The following is an 18,700-nucleotide window of genomic DNA, read 5'->3' as shown; positions in this document are numbered from 1 at the left end:
ACATTATTCTTCAAACTCGTCACTAAATTCTCGGCTTTGTGCCGTTACTAAGGCATCGATTGCTTTCATTACGACGGCTTGAGAGTTCTTCACCGAATATCCACCATTCATAAATGTCGCTCCAACATAGGCTCGGTGATCATGGTCAACATGTTGTTTGAATCGAGTATTGGCTAAAAGTGCATTGTGTTGTCGTCGTAGTTCAATACAGTCACCGAGAAGTGATAATGTTTGTTCAACGGAGTGTATTCTTTCTGTGCACTCAATTAATGCTTCGCAGACAATGTCATGGTTCTGTTGATCTTCACTTGAAACCTGAGCTGAAATGGCATTGAAGTTAGCTAATCGTTGTTGAAATGTATTGACGCTTTCATTTAATTGTTCACACAGTTCAGTTAACTTGCCATAGTGTAAAATCATTCTATCGTAGAGTGAATCATCACCAAAACGATGATATTTAATTTTAATCGCTGTTTCTAGTTCGAGTTTAAATGCTGCTGCATCTTTTGATATGGATTTAAATTTATTGAGTGCTTTGGTGACGTCCTGCACTGAAGCGAACGCTATACCGATTTGCGCACGAACTTGATAGTCTGGTTTAGACTGAGATAATTCATAGATTTTCTGAAACTCTTGAATGGCCTTTGAAACATTAGTCTTTGCTAGCAATTCGATGGGAGAAAATACCTTATCAATTTCAGATTGAGCTGGAGCAGGCGTTTCAGCGACTGGTTGAATTACTTTCTGAAGTTGGGGTTTTAAAGGGCGAGGCGCTTTTTTTTGATCCGCAGGCCTAGGCTTCTTTTTTCGTTCAAGTAGTTGTAACCAACGCTTTTGCAGTTGCGCTAATTGTTCTTTTGCCTCAGCCCATTGCTGAGTAATATCGTGTTGATGTTTTTTGATGAGTAAAAGTACATTTTGATCTTTTGGGACGCATCCTTTTTGTATGAATTCAAGTTCAGACCAATGACATTTTAGCCAGCCATATTTAAAGCTATTTAGTACAGCAACTGAAATAGGGCAATTAACAGCTCGCTTGGTACTGCCGATTTTTGTTATTTCGGAATGGACTCTTTGAGTCAGTTCTTTGAACAGAAGTTGTAGCATGAAATTAGGTGTATAAAGATCAATATTAAAAGAGTCTAATTGAGTTAGTGCTTCTACTGTATCTTCTGAACTAACAATCAGCTTGATACAATTCCATCGCTGTCGAAGCTCAGGGGAAATGTTCAAGCCTGATGGTATTAACGCAGCCGATAACAATGCCCTATTTTGAGAAAAAGTACCGTGAAATACTGATTTTTTGAGAGGAGATAAAATGACTGTAGAAGCATAACTATGCGAGTGACATTTAGAATATATTTCTAAGGCCGCTTCCCAGTATTCGCACATCATTGTGATACTGAAGATGATCAATTCTGATTGTTTTTCTCTACTATTTGCTCCTTCCTTAACATTTGCGATCCGTGTAAGAAAATGAATAATACTATCCAATCGTTCCACCTGACTTTCTCGTATTTTTTTTGCTATCTCTGCAATTTGTTGTTGGTAAACCTCGACAGATTTTGCGGTCGCAAGGTTGTTGTACAAGCTTTCTAATTTCGGTAGGTGTTGGTAGGTTTCATATTTGTAGCGTTTATGTAAACAGCTAAGTCGTTGAAGTGTATGGTGATTTCTTTTAAGGTTTGAAAGGACTTCATGCATTTTATCTTTTATGTCTGAATCTAATTTAATGTGTGGTGACGTGTGCACTAATAATTGTCTTTGAACTGGTGTTTTTGTTAATAGAGTTTGATAACGAGAATTGATTAGATCCACACTTTTAAGCATCTCGTCCGAGATGTTTTCATTTGGTTTCGTATGTAGTTGGTGCTCGAGTTGAGCAACGTAAGGCGTGGCTTGCCAGTACAAAGCATTTAAGTCTTGATAAGATCGACTAGAAACTCGGAATCTTGTTAATGGAGTACGGTAGCTGGCCATTACTGGTATAGAAAGTGCCACCTCTACGCATTGATCTATCTTTTGACTTGGCTCTTGTTGAGCGCAATCTGTTGACGTTGTTGGTTTGGCTGTAGATGTGTCAATTGGTTGTGAAGTCATTTTGGGCACAACAATTTGGGGTAGTCGATGTCTAAAATGAACAGCTAAGATTTGATTTGCTAATGCCGATGCTGCTCTTGCTTTCTTGCTCTGCCTAGAAAAAATCTCTTTTGTTAGGTTTTGCTGCAACCAACTATTTTGATCGGTCATCATATACACTAAGGTTTCTACATGCGGAGACATAAACAGTGTGCCGACAATGGGGTCATTTGGAAGCGAACGGTTAAGAAAGAATGCGAGTAAATCGATGAGCGATAGCAGTTGTTCCTCATCCGGAAGACCTTGCGCCTGATTAAGCAGAGCCAATAGTGATATTATCTCTGCTGGTGCAATCAAGTATTGTGCAAAGCGTAAACAATCAATTAAATATTGATATTGTTGCCGTTCATCTTTATCTTTCCCTACAAAAACCGTTGTTAAGATTTCATGATGGATGCGTTCAAGAAATGGAAACTCCTTTAAAGCTTGCCTTGAGGCTTTTAAATTATTGTCAGTGAAAACCAAATCTTGTTGTGCAGCTTCTTGAACTAAGCTCCCTGTATTTGCCATAAATTGAGCGAAATTTTTACACAGATTAGTAAACCCTTTCGAGTATTGAGACTTTTCTGTGAGCTCAATCCCTTGCCTAAACAAGGTGATTTTTAATTCAATAAAAGAATCTAAGCTGTCATTACTGAGTTCTTTACTCAATAGAGTATCAGCAATGGAGCGGGCGGCCATTGGCAGCCTACTTTTGCAAACGCCACGGTGTATATCGTTTAACAATATGAAACCATCAAATATTATTTCAGCACATTGGAGGCATTGATTCATTATCAGAATATGCATCATGGCATAGCTGTAGTTTGATGCTCTGGCGGGGTCAGAGGTGTATTGCAAGAATTCTTGTTCGATGGGACTTTGGGATACATAGTGATGATAATGTTTGAGCAACCAATAATTCTCTATGTATAAAGTCTCTGCTTCAATTTGTTGTTCGGTCGTTGCCCTTTGTTTGCTGATTCCTTTGTAAAGAGTGTCAAACTTAGCGTGTAATTCGGTTGCTCGAGCATAAAATCGATGAAGTTGGCCGTTAAGTCGGTGTGTGGATTGAGACTCGACCTGTAGGCAAGGAGTATCTTGTATAGGTGATAGGCGAAGTTGCTTTATTTCATCACTGACATTCTCAGGATGGGTCACAGTCGGGTCTTGGTATAATGAATCTTCATTTTCCGCTTCAACAGGCGCATAGCCCATGAGCCAGTAATAAGCGCTATTTAAAAGGCTAGTCGGGTTAAACATGCTTACCTCAAATTAGTAATTTATCTTCTCCTTTTGGTTGTCTCCTACGCCACCAATATAGCGTAGAGTGTATCTTTGATGGATTAAACATAGTTTATGGATGGGGTGGAAAATCAAATATATAGAACAGGTTAGGAACAAACCTTCACGGCTCACTCCTTGAGCGAAAAGTGATCAAATACCTCAAAACTCAATCCTAAGAGATCAATCAGTTCTAATAAAAGCGGCTTACAAATCATGGTTTTCTGCACTCTATGAATAATAAATACGCCGTGACAGTGACTATCTTTTTATTATTAATTATTACTTTTCAAATCAAAAATCTAATTGGGAACGCCCCCTAGCACATAGGTAAAATTTATTCAGAACATAATCCATTGTTAAAACTTCCAAAACTTTGGATGGAAAATCACTGCCACGGTTAAGATTTCCAATCGTCCCAACAGCATACCAATCGATAATGTCCACTTTGCCGTATCACTCAAACTAGAGAAATTACCTGACGGACCAATAATGTTTCCTAATCCGGGGCCGACGTTGGCTACGGCAGTGAGCGCTGCGGTTAAACTGGTCATCGGATCTAAATGGGTTAACACCAAAATAATGGTTATAACTATCACCACTGCCACATACAGCAACATAAAGGTCACTAAAGAGCGCACAATATCCGGCTGAATGCTGCGGTTATTGTATTTTTCGGTAAAGACACCATTGGGATGAAATTGTACTTTCAGTTGTTCACGCATAATGGCAAAGGCAATTTGAAAACGGAAAATTTTGATGCCACCAGAGGTAGAGCCGGAGCAACTGCCCACCGACATTAAAAATAAAAATACTACAAAAGAAAATGCGCCCCAAGCCCCATAATCAGTAAGCCCATATCCTGTGGTAGTGACCACCGAGACCACATTAAAGGCTGCCAGCCTGAGGGCATCGAGCGGGTGAGTGCCATCATGGGTAAACCAATACCAAACGGCTAATACAATGGAAACTAAAGCTAAAAACTTCACAAACCCGACAACTTGAGCGTCTTTCCAAACCAATAGTGTGCGTAGGGCAATGCATTGCACGAAGATGATCAAAGGCAGTCCGCCAGCCAGCATAAATAAGGTGCTGATCCACTGTGCTGAATGGGAAAAGTGAGACATGGACTGATCTGAGGTTGAATAGCCACCAGTGGAGATGGTGGTCATGGCGTGGTTAATGGCTTCAAACCATGTCATGCCTGCAAGATGATAACTTAGAGCGCAAGCAACGCTTAATAGGATGTAGATAAAAAACAGGTTTTTAGCCATGTCTTGAGTTCGAGGTGTGCTTTTATCACTCCAGTCAGAGGATTCGGTACGAAACAAACGCATGCCACCGACGTTTAAAAATGGCAGTACCGCCACCGCCATCACGATAAACCCAATACCACCGAGCCATTGCAGTAACGATCGCCATATCAAGATACTGTGGGCCATGTCGTCTAAGCCAGATAATACCGTAGAGCCTGTGGTGGTCACCCCTGACATGGTTTCAAAAAAAGCATCAGAATAAGTAATGCCGTGGTAAAAGGTAAAAGGCAAGGCCGCAAACAGACTGACTACAAACCAAGTGATACTGGTGAGAATGAACATCTCACGAATATTGAGGTGGATACGAGATTTTTGCCCTTGATGAATACAAATACTGGCAGCAATACTAGTCAGCACTGTAGCTTGAATAAAGGCGATGCTGGTGTCTTCGGCATAAATGATAGAGAAGCTGAGGGGAATAAGCATGAATCCCGACAGCATCGATAAGAATGTACCTAAGGTAAAAATAACAGGGCGAAAGTTGATCATAAAACCAAAAACGTTCGATAAGATGCAATTAAGTGTAGTAACAGCATGCTTTTACCTCTAGAAAAAGAACGCGCTAGGTTGGAATAATTTCTCCACTTCACCAATGAATTTCTTGTTAACCAAAAACAGCACCACATGATCCCCTTGCTCTATCACGGTTTTATCATGTGCCATTAATACCTCTTGGTCACGTACAATGGCACCAATTGTTGTGCCCGGTGGCATTTTGATGTTGCCAATGGCTTTACCGACCACTTTAGAGGTGTTGGCATCACCATGAGCAATCGCTTCGATGGCTTCTGCCGCCCCTCTTCGTAATGAGTAGACGTTACAAATATCGCCTTGTCGAATATGTGTTAATAGTGCGGAAATGGTGGCTTGCTGGGGTGAAATCGCAATATCGATATTGGCTTCCTGCACAAGGTCTACGTAGGCCTCACGCTGGATCAGTACCATCACTTTTTTTGCTCCCATCCTTTTGGCGAGCAGAGCGGACATGATGTTGGCTTCGTCATCATTGGTGACCGCTATAAACACGTCGGTTTGGTCGATGTGCTCTTCAAGTAATAACTCTTGATCGGCAGCATCACCACAAAATACCGTGGTGTTTTCAAGTAATTCTGATAAGGCTTCCGCACGCTCGGGTCTTGATTCCAAAAGCTTAACAGCGTGGTCTTGCTCAAGCTTTTTAGCGAGTCCTAAACCAATGTTACCACCACCGGCAATCATGATATTTCGGTACGAGTTATCCAGCTTTTGCATTTCACTCATCACCGCACGTACATGGCGGCTATCTGCCACAAAAAACACTTCATCATCGGCTTCGATAATGGTGGTCCCTTGTGGCATGATTGGACGGCCTTGGCGGAAAATGGCCGCTACTCGAGTATCAATGTTTGGCATGTGCTCTCTCAGTGCTGAAAGGGCATTACCGACTAAAGGGCCTCCATAATAAGCTTTAATCGCAACTAGACTTAAGCGACCTTCGGCAAATTCTAATACCTGCAAGGCGCCAGGGTATTCTACCAAGCGATGAATGTAAGAGGTGACTAATTGCTCTGGGGCTATCAACTCATCAATGACAAAACCACCACGGAATCGGTTATCCGAGTTTTTACGCTCACTATTGATAAACAGTTTATTGCTGAGGGTTAGGTATTGCTGAGAGCGAATACGCGCAATTTTGGTGGGTGTGCCGTAGAGCGTGTAAGCAATTTGGCAAGCCGACATGTTACATTCATCGCTGTTGGTGACCGCAATCAACATATCGGCATCTTCGGCACCGGCTTCCTTCAGTACTTCTGGGTGCGCACCATGGCCATTAACAACCCTTAGGTCAAACTTATCCTGCAGTGCGCGAAGCCGAATTTTATCATTATCGACAAGGGTAATATCGTTGTTTTCACCGACCAAGTTTTCAGCCAGAGTACCGCCAACTTGCCCTGCACCTAAAATGATAATTTTCATTGTCTATCCCTATGATTTTTTATCGAGCCCTATGATTTTCGAATGCGGGCATAGTAAAAACCGTCCATTCCAGACTCACCTGGAGTGATTTGCCAACCAATATTTTGGTTATCGTTTTGCTCGGCAATACTTTCAAGCTTAGCATCAGATGTGCGAGCGAGAAATGCTTTGATTTGCTCGGCATTTTCTTCAGGTAAAATTGAGCACGTGGCATATAACAAAGTGCCACCCGGTTTTAGCCATTGCCAACAGTGGTCTAAGATCTGCGCTTGTAGTTTGGCAAGCTCTTCAATATCTTTCGACTGTCTCAACCATTTGATATCAGGATGGCGACGAATAACACCGGTTGCTGAGCATGGTGCATCTAATAAGATACGGTCAAACTTGTCTCCATGCCACCACTCATCAATATTCGCGGCATCACCGTGAATCGTGCGTGCTGTTAAGTTGAGACGCGATAGGTTTTCGTTAACGCGGGCTAAGCGTTTGTCATCAAAATCGACGGCGACCACTTGCGCTTTTGGGGCTTGCTCTAATATATGGCAGGTTTTACCACCGGGAGCCGCACACGCATCTAATATCAACTCATTATCTTTTGGCTCAAGTAACCAAGCCGCCCATTGTGCCGCAGCATCTTGAACAGAAACAGCACCTTGAGCAAAGTTTGGTAACTGCATCACATCTGTCGCTTGCTCAAGTAAGATTGAATCTTTGCTATTGCCTTTTGATGCAGCAATACCGGCATCGGTCAAAGATTGAAGATACTGCTCACGAGTTTGTGATATTTGATTATTACGCAGCCACATAGGAGGACGCTGGTGGCTGTGCTCAATGATACGTTGCCAAGTATCTGGATAGGCTTGCTGTAAGCGCTTAATGAGCCAGTTGGGGGTATTGAACTCTAATACAGAGTTATCGGTACTGAGTTCAGCTTTGCTACGTTGAATATTTCTAAGTACCCCATTGATGACTTTAACTAAGCCATCAAATTTAAGTTGGCGGCAAGCTTCAGCGGTTTCAGAAATCGCCGCGTGTTCAGGGATACGGGTAAAGTACAGCTGATAACAGCCAACCAACAACAATTGATGCAATACTCGTTGTTTATTTTTAAACGGCTTGCTCAAACAGTCACTGACACGTTTATCCAGTTGCGGTAGCACACGAAGTACACCATAACAAAGCTCGGCTAACAGACCTTTATCTTTGCCGTTAGTGAGTTTTTTTTGTTGCTCTGGCAGAGCAACTGATAATGAAATACCTTGCTCAAGGACAGCGTATAAGGCTTTAGCTGCGAGGGCTCTTACATTCATGGTTAAGCCTCACTGTTGCCGATCAATTGTCCAATTTGAAACCAATCGGCTTTGCCATTGAGGACATCTACAGCCGCCATCGGCTTTTTGCCTGGAATTTGTAGTGTCTTTAAAATTAAAACACCGTCAGTGGTAGCAATCGCAATACCGTGTTTATCGGCAGAAACTACGCTACCGATGTTGGCATTATGTTCCGCGCTTTGAAAATCTGCTTCCCACACTTTGATGGTTTGCTCATGGTGTGAAAAATGACTGACCGGCCAAGGGTTGAACGCACGCACTTCTTGCCATAATTGCTTGGCAGGTTTATTCCAGTCGATTTTGGCTTCTTCTTTTGACAGCTTTTCAGCGTAGTTAGCGAGTGCATCGTCTTGCTTTTCAGCTTGCAAAGTGCCTGCAGCCAGCCCATCTAGGGCGGCGAGTAGCGCTTGAGGCCCTTGCTCTGCTAATTTCTCATATAAAGTAGCGCTGGTATCTTCAGGTAAAATGGGCAGCTTAGTTTTTAGCAGCATATCACCGGTATCTAGACCGATATCCATTTGCATAATGGTAACGCCCGTCTCTGCATCACCAGCCCAAATTGAACGCTGGATCGGAGCGGCACCACGCCAACGTGGCAAAATAGAACCATGAACATTAATGCAACCCAAGCGTGGGGTATCAAGTACCACCTGTGGCAAGATCAAGCCGTAGGCCACTACGACCATGATATCAGCGTTGAGAGAGGCTAGCTCTTGTTGAGCATCTTCTAATCTTAAGCTTTTAGGCTGATAAACGGCAATTTCATGTTGCTGAGCTAATTGTTTTACTGGGCTAGCTTGGAGTTTTTTTCCACGACCCGCGGGACGATCTGGTTGGGTATAAACGCCTATCACATTATGATGAGAGTCAATCAAGGCTTGCAAATGTCGAGCAGCGAAATCCGGCGTACCGGCAAAAATAATGTTTAATGGTTTCAAAGTAGTACCTTAGGCGTTTTTCGCAGAGAGACGCGCTTCTTTTTCCAACTTCTGTTTAATGCGGTTGCGTTTTAGTGGTGATAAATAATCCACAAACAGCTTGCCAACAAGGTGATCCATTTCATGTTGCAAACAGATAGCAAACAAACCATCAGCTTCGACAGTAAATTCTTTACCATCGCGATCAAGGGCTTTTACGGTCACGTTTTCGGCGCGTTCAACTTTGGCGTATATGCCAGGAACAGATAAACAGCCTTCTTCGTTTTCAAAATGGCCGCTGGATTCAACAATCTCAGGATTAATGAATACATTTGGGCGCTCTACTTCATCTTGCAGATCCATGACAATTAAGCGTTGATGATAGTCAACTTGAGTAGCAGCAAGGCCAATGCCTTTTTCTTCATACATGGTCTCAAGCATGTCTTCAATTTGAGTCTGTAGTTTGTCATCAAATTGAGTAACGGGTTTTGCGATAGTACGCAAACGCTCATCAGGGAAACGCAAAACGGTTAATAGTGCCATAGATGTCCTCTAACTCTGTTAAATCTTAATCAGTTGGTTATACTGATTCTGGAATCAATCGGGTAATTTTAATCCTTTGTTATGGCGAATACCATTGTTCAAGATGAATAAGTCTTTATGAACAAGCGGTAGAACGGCATAATAAGCTAGGGAATGGCTTAGAGGAGTACCCGAACGATTTTCAGTTGGGGAAACCTGTAACAATAAAATGGACTGTTAAATGATACGCATATTAGTAATTGTGTTCGCAATGATATCCAGTGTTGCGATAGCCGATACTTTGGCACTAAAGCAAGATCGCCCACAAACCTATGTAGTTAAAAAAGGCGATACTCTATGGGATATTTCTAGCTTTTATTTACAGAACCCATGGCGTTGGCCTGAATTGTGGGGGGCTAACCCACAAGTCAGTAATCCTCATCTTATCTACCCCGGTGATATATTGACCTTAGTTTTTATTAACGGTAAGCCTAGATTGGTGAAAAAACCGCATAAAAAACTATCACCACATGGTCGAATTATTTCTAAAAATAATGCGATTCCGATGATCGACCTTGGGGTTATTCAACCCTATATTGTGCAAAACCGAGTTGAAACGGATCAATGGCTTGAAGGCAAAGCTATGGTCGTCGGTGGTGAGCGAGAATCTCGTTTCCATATGCTCAATGATGTGATTTACATTGATCAGCCTCTTAAAGTTGGTCAAAAGCTTGCCTTATATGAGCCAGGGCGAGAGCTTGAAGCACATGGTGAAGATTTAGGTAAAGAGTTAGTGTTGACTGCCAGTGGTCGCGTGATTGAATCTGGTAAAGTATCTAAATTAAAAATTCTAAATAGCTTACGAGAAACCAAAGCGGGCTTTTATGCACTGCCTGTTGATGAAGAAGCCATGATGTCGGCTTATTACATGCCATCTCCTGGAACAACAAACGCCACCACAAGAGTGCTAGCGATTGCCAATCATCAGCGAGAAGCAGGGCAGCTGAATGTGGTGTATCTGGATCGTGGTCATCAGGCAGGGATTCATCCTGGACAAGTCTTCGATATCTTTCGTGATGGCGATGAAATCGTTATCGACGCCGATGGTCAACCCATACAAACCGGTGATCGTAGTGCTTACGACGATATGATGGCGAGTTTATCAGCAGATAATGCCGTCACAGTTCCTGATACGTTCCGTGGAAAGTTGATGGTGTTTAAGGTGTTCGATAACGTCAGTTTTGGCTTGATCTTATTAGACGACCGTCCAGTACGTATCGGCGATAAAGTCATGACACCGACATCAGGAGCTATAGCCAGAGAATGACGGCATCGACACTGGCCGATTGGCTAGTTGTTAGTGCCGTATCTGGGTTAGGGCCAACTCGGGTTCAACAATTACTAAAGCATTTATCCTTATCTGAGCTGCGCTGGGCGATCGAACATCGCCCTAGTGACTTACCGCGTTCAGTTCAAAGTCTTACTTCTTTAACATTCAATCCTGCTAAAGTTGATTCTGCGTTATCTTGGCTGGAAGCCTCAGCTGAACATTATATTATTTGCCTTGACGATGATGATTATCCATCGTTACTTCGTGAAATCGCTGATCCTCCTACGTTGCTGTTTGTTAAAGGCGATCCTATGGCATTAGCATTACCATCCGTGGCGATGGTGGGGAGTCGAGATGCAACGCCAGCCGGATTAAAGCACAGCTATGAATTTGCCAAACAGTTGGTTGAAGCTGGAATAATGGTAACCAGCGGCTTAGCGGCGGGTATTGATGGTGCGGCTCACAGTGGAGCCCTAGCCGCGAGAACGGAAACCAGCTATAAAACACTAGCGGTATTAGGAACGGGTGTTGATGAAATTTATCCCAAGCGTCATCGTAGTTTATATCAAGAAATTCAAACACAAGGATGCATCATCAGTGAGTATTGGCCTGATACTCGTCCTTATGCTGGAAATTTTCCGAAACGAAATCGTATTATCAGCGGTCTAAGTTTAGGAACCCTAGTGGTGGAAGCTTCTCGTCGTAGTGGTTCACTGATAACGGCAAGAATGGCGATGGAGCAAGGACGAGATGTGTTTGCGTTGCCGGGTAGTATTTTGAGCCATCAAAGCCAAGGATGTCATGACATGATCCAACAAGGGGCAAAGCTGACCTGTTGTGTGGACGATATTTTGCAAGAGTTACCAAATATTTTCAGTCACCATCTTGAAGAGTCAAAAAAACAGCACCATATAGGAGAAGAAGCACAACCCGATTTGCCATTTTCGTCACTCTTGGCTAGTGTAGGCTATGAGACAACGACAATTGATGTCATTGTCGAACATAGTGGAATTGCGATCGATTTGGTGCTGGAGCAATTACTTGAACTTGAACTACAAGGTTGGGTGGCAACGGTACCTGGTGGTTACGTCAAACTGAAGAGGAGTTAAGCCTGATGTTCGACATATTAATGTACCTTTTCGAGAACTATGTCCAAGGAGATACCGAACTGTTAGTGGATGAAGACGAGTTAACGAAAGAACTAACTCGTGCCGGTTTTCATCAATCAGAAATCATCAAGGCCTTAGATTGGTTAGAGAATTTAGCGGATTTACAGACTAAGGAGGGCTCTTATCTTCGCACTCATAACCCACAATCATTTCGTATTTATACCGCTGAGGAAATGGATAAGCTGGACGTTGAAAGCCGTGGCTTTCTGATGTTTTTAGAGCAAATCAAGGTGCTAAATGTCGAAACGCGTGAAATGGTGATTGATCGTGTCATGGAGTTAGAAGACAGTTATCTTGGTTTGGAAGACTTAAAGTGGGTGATCTTAATGGTACTGTTTAATGCACCGGGTCACCAATCCGCCTACGAACAAATGGAAGACTTGATTTTTGAACAGCCTGATGGCCGTTTACATTCATGATGTTTAAGCGTACTAAAAGAAAGGAAGCGATTTGCTTCCTTTTTTGATCATAGATGTTAGGACTTGTTGATCTTTCGTGATTGTTTATGCTGCGATATTAATAGTGCTTGTGCATCTGATCAGCAACAAAATGATTCGGGGTTAGATAATCACGATAACTGTAGCGGTTAAGCTTATTGATCTCGGGCGCTTTACTTTCCTCTGTTTGCTTATTGGTTTCCAATAATGCGGTTAACCAAGTTTGAAAGGCATCATTGTGCTGTTCCAACTCCGTTAGTTTGGCTTGGTAATCATTAAAAATATCGGCTTTCAATGCTTGGCTCAGATTTAGCATTTCTTGAGGGTGATGCTCGGATAGATAGCGAATCGCTAAGTAACTCCATTGATAGGTACGCTCTAAACCATCACCGTATTGAGTGGCAAAAATGGTTTTTAGATCGGGGCGTTTATCTTTACTTTCTTTAGCGACTTTCATCGCTTTAGGGTTCTCATTGCCTTTAGAAATGTATTCCGCTAGTCCTTCTGCCCACCACACCATATGGCTTGGGAAGTGACCAAACTGTCCGTATTTAACGAAGCGGCCATCAAGATAATGAACATATTCATGGTTTAGGTTCCAAACCGAAAATTCAGGTTCGACCCACCATTGGCGAAAAGCCAAAAAGCGAGCTTGGTTTCCTGGTTTTTGTGGTGTGCCCTCAAGATACATTCCACCATTGTCGGTATTGATATCAAACAGCAGTTGACCGCCAATGTGGTACTGACTCCAATTCTTAAATACGATGACTTCAAGGGCTGTATTGTGATCGTTCGCCGTGGGTGCATGTTGCGAATCAAGCAATTGATGGAAATCGCTTTCTTGGGAGGTAAGCCGTTGGCAAGACTCGGCCAATTGTTCAGATGTGAGATCTTGATGGCGAATGATAATGGTATCTGAGCAAGAATGGGTTAATGGTAAGAGTGATGATTCATCAGGAATACGGCATCGTTGTTTGTTTTCTAAGCAAGCTTGACGAAGTGCAAAGGTATTGATGTGGTAACCAAGGGTATAGGCATCTTTGGCTTGTTCGCTACGTTGCTTAATATCAGCATCGGCAATACTGGCAACCGCATCATCAATTTCTTGCTCTTGTTTGGTGGGGCTATCAGTATCAGAAGCTGGCAAGGTTAAGCGATATAATGCTAATGCCCAATAAGCATTTTGTTTTGGCCAATCGCTCTGTTGACGAATGCTGTTACTGTGTTTAGCAAAGGTGATCAGCGGTAAATGCACTCGCTGTTCTATCAAGGTCTTTGCCAAATCGCCATCAGGTTGTTTTTTGGCTTGGTTGAGTAAAAGACCATAGGCACGTAAGGTTTCCCACAAGGCATAATCCGTTGCTTGATTGATGGGAGCATCAGTAAGTTCAGCCAACTGGATTTGTAATGGTTTTAGCAAAGGTTGTAGTGATTTTACAGCATCATCTTTATCAAAATAACGGTAAAGCGTAACGGCAAACTGTTCTTGAAAACGTGGATTTTGTTGTAACTCTGAAACCGTGGTGAGTCTTTGCAGTTGCTTTGACAGTGAGTGTTTCTGCTCAGTCGTGAGAGCTTTCATATCGCCAAAATAGCTATAAGCACGAAGAAAATATAACAGTTGATTGATGTCTCTGACTTGAGTGGTAGGTGCAAGGCTATCAACGGCTTTATCAAAGGTCGCCGCTGTGAGTAATTGGGCATTGAACTGGAATAAATCTTCTGGAGACGAAACCAACACCTGTTGGATTTCAGGTGTTACCAGTGCTTGCTTTGCTACTTTTGGTGAAGGGCTACATGCCGTTAGGGCCAAAAGCCCAATGATGATGCCGTTAAGCAGGGATGTCCGTATTATCACAATATGCCTCCATTCTTTATCTTTGTATACAATATTCCATTATTAAGGGGAAGTGAAGCTTTGTGTCAGTTGGCGCGTAGGGACGGATGCGATAAAATGGCACTTAAGCCAAAGGGTAATGGATATTTATGTCTAATAAAATTGATCCACAATTGTTTTCGATGCACGAACATGCGCTTGAGAAAGAGTATGAACTTTGCCCTGAGTGTGGCTCAGAACTATCGGTTAAACACAGTCAGCACGGCAGCTTTTTAGGTTGTAATAATTACCCTCAATGCCAATACACACGGCCGTTGGTTCAGCATGAAGCCATAGCATCCCAAGTGATTGAAGGGTCAGAGTGCCCTGAGTGTGGTCATGAACTTGCGGTAAAATCGGGTCGATTTGGTATATTCATTGGCTGCACCCATTATCCAGAATGTCATCATATTGAACGTCCTGATCATGAAGATGATGACGGGATGATTGCTTGCCCTAAGTGCGAACAGGGGCAACTTGAACACCGTACCAATCGCTTTGGCAAAAATTTTTATGCGTGTAACGCTTACCCTGAATGTAAATTTTTGGTCAATCATAAACCTGTGGCGCAAGCCTGCCCTGATTGTGGATTTGGTATTTTAGTCAGCCGTAAATCCGCATCTGGAGTGCGATTGGAATGCCCTCAAAAAGCGTGTAAATTCAAACAAAATATTTAAAAGGTATCTTAGATGCACCATCTGCATCCTACACAAGTCAGCGAGTTGATAAATGCTGGTGGGATTATCGCCTACCCAACTGAAGGCGTTTATGGGTTAGGTTGTGATCCTGATAATGTCACTAGCATAGAACGTTTACTGACAATCAAACAACGACCTTGGGAGAAAGGGTTGATCATTGTCGCCAGTCGTTTTGAACAATTGGCCGATTATGTCGATTTTTCCCAGTTAACCGATGAGCAAATCAGTACCATCAAATCTCATTGGCCTGGCGCTGTTACTCAAATCATGCCTGCAAAACAGAGCGTGAGTACTAAATTAAGAGGGCAGTTTGATACGATTGCGGTAAGAATTTCAGCGCATCCAACTGTGATAGCGCTATGTGAAGCGATAGGTAAACCGTTAGTGTCTACCAGTGCCAATGTAGCGGGTGAGCCACCTGCTATGAGTGGAAATGAAATTGAAGCACAATTTTCACAGCAAATTGATGCCTTGATTGAAGGCGAATTAGGAGGGCGTAAACAGCCTTCTACCATCATTGATGCCCGAACTGGGCAAGTTTTACGATAAGGAATGGCAAAGTAATGGGAAAAGCAAATGCTAACGAAGTAAAAGTGTTTTTACTGCAATTACAAAATAATATTTGCCAAGAACTGGAGCGTTTGGACGGTAAAGCCGAGTTTCAACACGATCAATGGCAACGAGAAGAAGGTGGCGGAGGCCAAAGTCGTGTCTTAACAGATGGAAAAGTATTCGAACAAGCGGGCGTGAATTTTTCCCATGTGACAGGTGCGCAAATGCCTGCATCTGCCACAGCGCATCGCCCTGAGTTAGCAGGGCGCAGTTTCGAAGCCATGGGCGTATCTTTGGTGATCCACCCTAAAAATCCTTACATTCCAACGACCCATGCCAACGTTCGGTTCTTTATTGCTGAAAAAGAAGGCGCCGATCCTGTGTGGTGGTTTGGTGGTGGCTTTGACTTAACTCCATATTATCCTTTTAAAGAAGATGTGATTGAATGGCATCAAACCGCAAAAGACTTATGTATGTCTTTTGGTGATGAGGTCTATCCAAAATATAAAAAATGGTGCGATGACTATTTTTATCTGCCACACCGTCAAGAGACGCGTGGTGTTGGTGGATTATTCTTTGATGATCTCAATGAGTGGGGGTTTGATAAGAGCTTTGCCTTTATGCAGGCTGTGGGTGAAGGCTTTATCAAAGCGTATGCGCCAATTGTTGAGCGAAGAAAAGACACTGAATACGGTGAGCGAGAGCGTCAATTCCAGCTCTATCGCCGTGGCCGTTATGTCGAATTCAACTTGGTTTATGACCGTGGCACCCTGTTTGGGTTGCAAACTGGCGGACGTACAGAATCAATCTTGATGTCAATGCCGCCACTGGTACGCTGGCAATATTGCTACGAACCAGAAGCGGGAACGCCTGAAGCTGAACTTTATGATACTTATCTAAAGCCTCAGAATTGGTTAGCTGAAGTTATTTAGGCTGATTACGCATATGATCGGCTAAAGTTGAAATCGCCTGAAAGATCGCTTGTTGATGTTCGGGTGATTTTAAACTTTTCCCTAACGCATAACCCATACATTCTAACCACTGATCACGCATAGAATCATCAATGGCAAATGGCATATGTCTCGCCCTAAGGGCTGGATTACCATGACGCTGTTGAAACAATTGCGGTCCTCCTAACCAACCACTTAAAAATTCATACAGCTTTTGTTCGGAATCTTTTAATGAACTTGGGTGAATCTCTCGTAATGATCGAACACTGGGTTCAGTTTCCATATATTGATAAAAATACTGAGCAATGACTTTGATGGTGTCATCACCACCTATCATGTCATAAGCATTGGATTGTTTTGGGTCACGCTCATTCATTGCGTTATTACTATTAAACAGTTTATTGAGCCACTTCATGGTAAGGTTAAAGAAAGTTGAAAATTGGCTGAATTATATCGGAAACATCTATGATTGATAGATACGCTGTATTTGGTAATCCCATAAAGCACAGTAAGTCACCTTTTATTCATCAAGCGTTTGCTAAGCAAACACAACAAGCGTTGAGTTATGAAAAACGGTTAGCACCACTAGATGGATTTGACGAAGCGGTGACTGATTTTTTCAAAACAGGTGGCAAAGGTGCGAATGTCACCGTCCCATTTAAAGAGCAAGCCTTTACTTTATGTCATCAATGCTCAAAGTCGGCTCAACTTGCCAAGGCCGTAAACACGTTGTGGTTGGACGAAAAGGGAAATCTGATCGGGGATAATACCGATGGCTTAGGGCTTGTGGCAGATCTGGAGCGTCAGTTTGGTCTAATAGCCAATAAAAATATTGTCATTTTAGGTGCTGGTGGAGCGGTTAGGGGTTGTATTCACCCTTTATTGGAGAAAAAGATCAATCGAATCGTGATTGCAAACCGAACCAAACAGAAAGCCATATACTTAGCAACCGAAGTGAATCAATCAAATGTTCAGGGAATAGGGCTGGATGAATTATCCAATCAAATTGAGTGTGATATTTTAATAAACGCAACATCTTCTGGAGTCGATGGCAAAGTACCAAGCATTTCAAGTGAATTCATTCAACCTCATATAAAAGCTTACGATATGTTTTATGATGCCAAGAAAACAGCGTTTATCGAATGGGTAGAGCAACAAGGAATAAAACAGAGTGCCGATGGGCTTGGGATGTTGGTAGGGCAAGCCGCCGAAAGTTATTACCGTTGGCGTGGAGTAAAACCAAATATAGAAGCTGTATTAAATCAATTACGACAAGATCTACTTAAGTGAAGTGACCATGAATCAAAGTATTATTTTTATTGATGACATAGAGTGGGAGGAGCACTCCCAAGTAATGGTGTTTACAGCACAAGTTCAAGGCATGATGATCCCATGCCAAATTAGCTTAACTAAGTTGAATGAAATCTATAAAACAGACATTGAGTCAAAACAACAAGCGCTTGAACTAGCAGAACACAAGCGCTTCGATTTAGAAGATATCTTTGAGGAGCTTATTGAACAAGAAGCTATGAATGAAAAAGGTATCGTGGTTTACTCATAATCTTCGGCAATATAATTATTCTTTAAACGCACATAGTGGGCGGCTGAATAAGACAGAAACTCGCGCTCTTTGTCAGTCAATGGGCGCACTTGCTTTACAGGGCTACCTACATAAAGAAAGCCACTTTCTAATGTCTTCCCCGGCGGTACTAAACTGCCAGCACCGATAATGACGTCATCACTAATAGTAGCGTTATCCAAAATCAGTGTCCCCATACCGACCAAAACCCGATTGCCGATAGTACAACCATGAAGCATGGCCTTATGACCAACAGTAACATCATCGCCAATAGTGAGTGGATAACCTGTAGGGTTAGACTCTGATTTATGGGTGACGTGTAGTACGGTACCATCTTGAATATTGGAACGCTTGCCAATACGAATTGAATTTACATCACCACGAGCCGCCACCATAGGCCAGATACTGACATCATTCTCTAAATGAATATCACCAACTAATACAGAAAGCGGATCAATATAAACAGACTCACCAATTTTAGGTGAAATTCCTTGGTAAGGGCGTAAAGGAGAAGGCATAAGTTGGTTCCATAATATGTTCTAATTAACAAACTATACCGAAAAAGCAGTAAAACAGGCTAGTTTGGCAGGAAAAATAAACAGATCGCTGGATTTGTCGGCAAGCGATCGTCGATCAATAAAAAACCTTAAAAAAGCCCTTGCGCA

Annotated in this window: 17 protein-coding genes; 8 read left to right on the top strand and 9 right to left on the bottom strand. The window is 42.5% G+C overall.

The annotated features are described in order from the left end of the window. Positions 1 to 3: 3 nt before the first annotated feature. The 6 genes from AC1EU0_RS16575 to def all read right to left on the bottom strand — a co-directional run bounded on the left by AC1EU0_RS16575 (position 4) and on the right by def (position 9,465). Positions 4 to 3,381: a hypothetical protein gene (locus AC1EU0_RS16575; protein ID WP_480303679.1), complete on the bottom strand. Its 3,378-nt coding sequence runs from the start codon at positions 3,379 to 3,381 to the stop codon at positions 4 to 6. A 380-nt stretch (positions 3,382 to 3,761) separates the two neighbouring features. Continuing rightward, positions 3,762 to 5,207: a TrkH family potassium uptake protein gene (locus tag AC1EU0_RS16570; protein ID WP_480303678.1), complete on the bottom strand. Its 1,446-nt coding sequence runs from the start codon at positions 5,205 to 5,207 to the stop codon at positions 3,762 to 3,764. A 57-nt stretch (positions 5,208 to 5,264) separates the two neighbouring features. Beyond that, the gene (trkA, locus tag AC1EU0_RS16565; RefSeq protein ID WP_480303677.1) at positions 5,265 to 6,674 is read right to left on the bottom strand and encodes a Trk system potassium transporter TrkA; all 1,410 of its coding nucleotides are present in this window, start codon (positions 6,672 to 6,674) and stop codon (positions 5,265 to 5,267) included. Between the two features lie 29 nt (positions 6,675 to 6,703). Next, a complete protein-coding gene (gene rsmB / locus AC1EU0_RS16560) occupies positions 6,704 to 7,984 on the bottom strand; it encodes a 16S rRNA (cytosine(967)-C(5))-methyltransferase RsmB (RefSeq protein ID WP_480303676.1) in 1,281 nt (426 codons plus the stop codon). A gap of 2 nt (positions 7,985 to 7,986) precedes the next feature. Beyond that, a complete protein-coding gene (fmt, locus tag AC1EU0_RS16555; RefSeq protein ID WP_480303675.1) occupies positions 7,987 to 8,943 on the bottom strand; it encodes a methionyl-tRNA formyltransferase in 957 nt (318 codons plus the stop codon). Positions 8,944 to 8,952: 9 nt separating this feature from the next. After that, positions 8,953 to 9,465, bottom strand: coding sequence for a peptide deformylase (def, locus tag AC1EU0_RS16550; RefSeq protein ID WP_480303674.1), 513 nt, complete (start codon positions 9,463 to 9,465; stop codon positions 8,953 to 8,955). A gap of 220 nt (positions 9,466 to 9,685) precedes the next feature. On the opposite strand from def, the gene AC1EU0_RS16545 reads away from it, so the two are divergent. Genes AC1EU0_RS16545 through AC1EU0_RS16535 form a run of 3 tightly spaced genes read left to right on the top strand, consistent with a single transcriptional unit; the run spans position 9,686 to position 12,362 of the window. Beyond that, the gene (locus tag AC1EU0_RS16545) at positions 9,686 to 10,771 is read left to right on the top strand and encodes a LysM peptidoglycan-binding domain-containing protein (protein WP_480303673.1); all 1,086 of its coding nucleotides are present in this window, start codon (positions 9,686 to 9,688) and stop codon (positions 10,769 to 10,771) included. Continuing rightward, a complete protein-coding gene (dprA, locus tag AC1EU0_RS16540; RefSeq protein WP_480303672.1) occupies positions 10,768 to 11,883 on the top strand; it encodes a DNA-processing protein DprA in 1,116 nt (371 codons plus the stop codon). The genes AC1EU0_RS16545 and dprA overlap by 4 nt, the downstream gene beginning before the upstream one ends. A 5-nt stretch (positions 11,884 to 11,888) precedes the next feature. After that, positions 11,889 to 12,362 (top strand): DUF494 family protein, encoded by a 474-nt coding sequence (locus AC1EU0_RS16535; RefSeq protein WP_480303671.1) that lies wholly within the window; start codon positions 11,889 to 11,891, stop codon positions 12,360 to 12,362. 97 nt (positions 12,363 to 12,459) lie between these two features. Here the strand turns inward: AC1EU0_RS16535 and AC1EU0_RS16530 are convergent, their stop codons facing one another. Continuing rightward, entirely contained in the window at positions 12,460 to 14,238 is a 1,779-nt protein-coding gene (locus AC1EU0_RS16530) for a collagenase (RefSeq protein WP_480303670.1), read from the bottom strand. A gap of 128 nt (positions 14,239 to 14,366) precedes the next feature. On the opposite strand from AC1EU0_RS16530, the gene AC1EU0_RS16525 reads away from it, so the two are divergent. Genes AC1EU0_RS16525 through hemF form a run of 3 tightly spaced genes read left to right on the top strand, consistent with a single transcriptional unit; the run spans position 14,367 to position 16,438 of the window. After that, positions 14,367 to 14,933: a DNA topoisomerase family protein gene (locus tag AC1EU0_RS16525; RefSeq protein WP_480303669.1), complete on the top strand. Its 567-nt coding sequence runs from the start codon at positions 14,367 to 14,369 to the stop codon at positions 14,931 to 14,933. A gap of 12 nt (positions 14,934 to 14,945) precedes the next feature. Continuing rightward, complete coding sequence (tsaC, locus tag AC1EU0_RS16520; RefSeq protein ID WP_480303668.1) at positions 14,946 to 15,503, top strand: L-threonylcarbamoyladenylate synthase type 1 TsaC; 558 nt, start codon at positions 14,946 to 14,948, stop codon at positions 15,501 to 15,503. A gap of 14 nt (positions 15,504 to 15,517) precedes the next feature. Further along, positions 15,518 to 16,438: an oxygen-dependent coproporphyrinogen oxidase gene (gene hemF, locus AC1EU0_RS16515; RefSeq protein ID WP_480303667.1), complete on the top strand. Its 921-nt coding sequence runs from the start codon at positions 15,518 to 15,520 to the stop codon at positions 16,436 to 16,438. Here the strand turns inward: hemF and AC1EU0_RS16510 are convergent. Further along, complete coding sequence (locus AC1EU0_RS16510; RefSeq protein WP_480303666.1) at positions 16,431 to 16,871, bottom strand: group II truncated hemoglobin; 441 nt, start codon at positions 16,869 to 16,871, stop codon at positions 16,431 to 16,433. The genes hemF and AC1EU0_RS16510 overlap by 8 nt on opposite strands. Positions 16,872 to 16,921: 50 nt before the next feature. Here AC1EU0_RS16510 and aroE point away from each other — a divergent pair, with 50 nt between their 5' ends. Further along, the gene (aroE, locus tag AC1EU0_RS16505) at positions 16,922 to 17,746 is read left to right on the top strand and encodes a shikimate dehydrogenase (RefSeq protein ID WP_480303665.1); all 825 of its coding nucleotides are present in this window, start codon (positions 16,922 to 16,924) and stop codon (positions 17,744 to 17,746) included. A 7-nt stretch (positions 17,747 to 17,753) separates the two neighbouring features. Then, the gene (locus AC1EU0_RS16500; RefSeq protein ID WP_480303664.1) at positions 17,754 to 18,017 is read left to right on the top strand and encodes a DUF1488 family protein; all 264 of its coding nucleotides are present in this window, start codon (positions 17,754 to 17,756) and stop codon (positions 18,015 to 18,017) included. Here the strand turns inward: AC1EU0_RS16500 and AC1EU0_RS16495 are convergent. After that, the gene (locus AC1EU0_RS16495; RefSeq protein WP_480303663.1) at positions 18,008 to 18,553 is read right to left on the bottom strand and encodes a gamma carbonic anhydrase family protein; all 546 of its coding nucleotides are present in this window, start codon (positions 18,551 to 18,553) and stop codon (positions 18,008 to 18,010) included. The two genes, AC1EU0_RS16500 and AC1EU0_RS16495, sit on opposite strands and share 10 nt — an antisense overlap. Positions 18,554 to 18,700: the final 147 nt, after the last annotated feature.

Source organism: Parashewanella sp. 2210YD4-3, from assembly GCF_056591735.1.
Note: the sequence above shows the minus strand (reverse complement) of the source record. Positions and strands in the feature narration are given on the sequence as shown.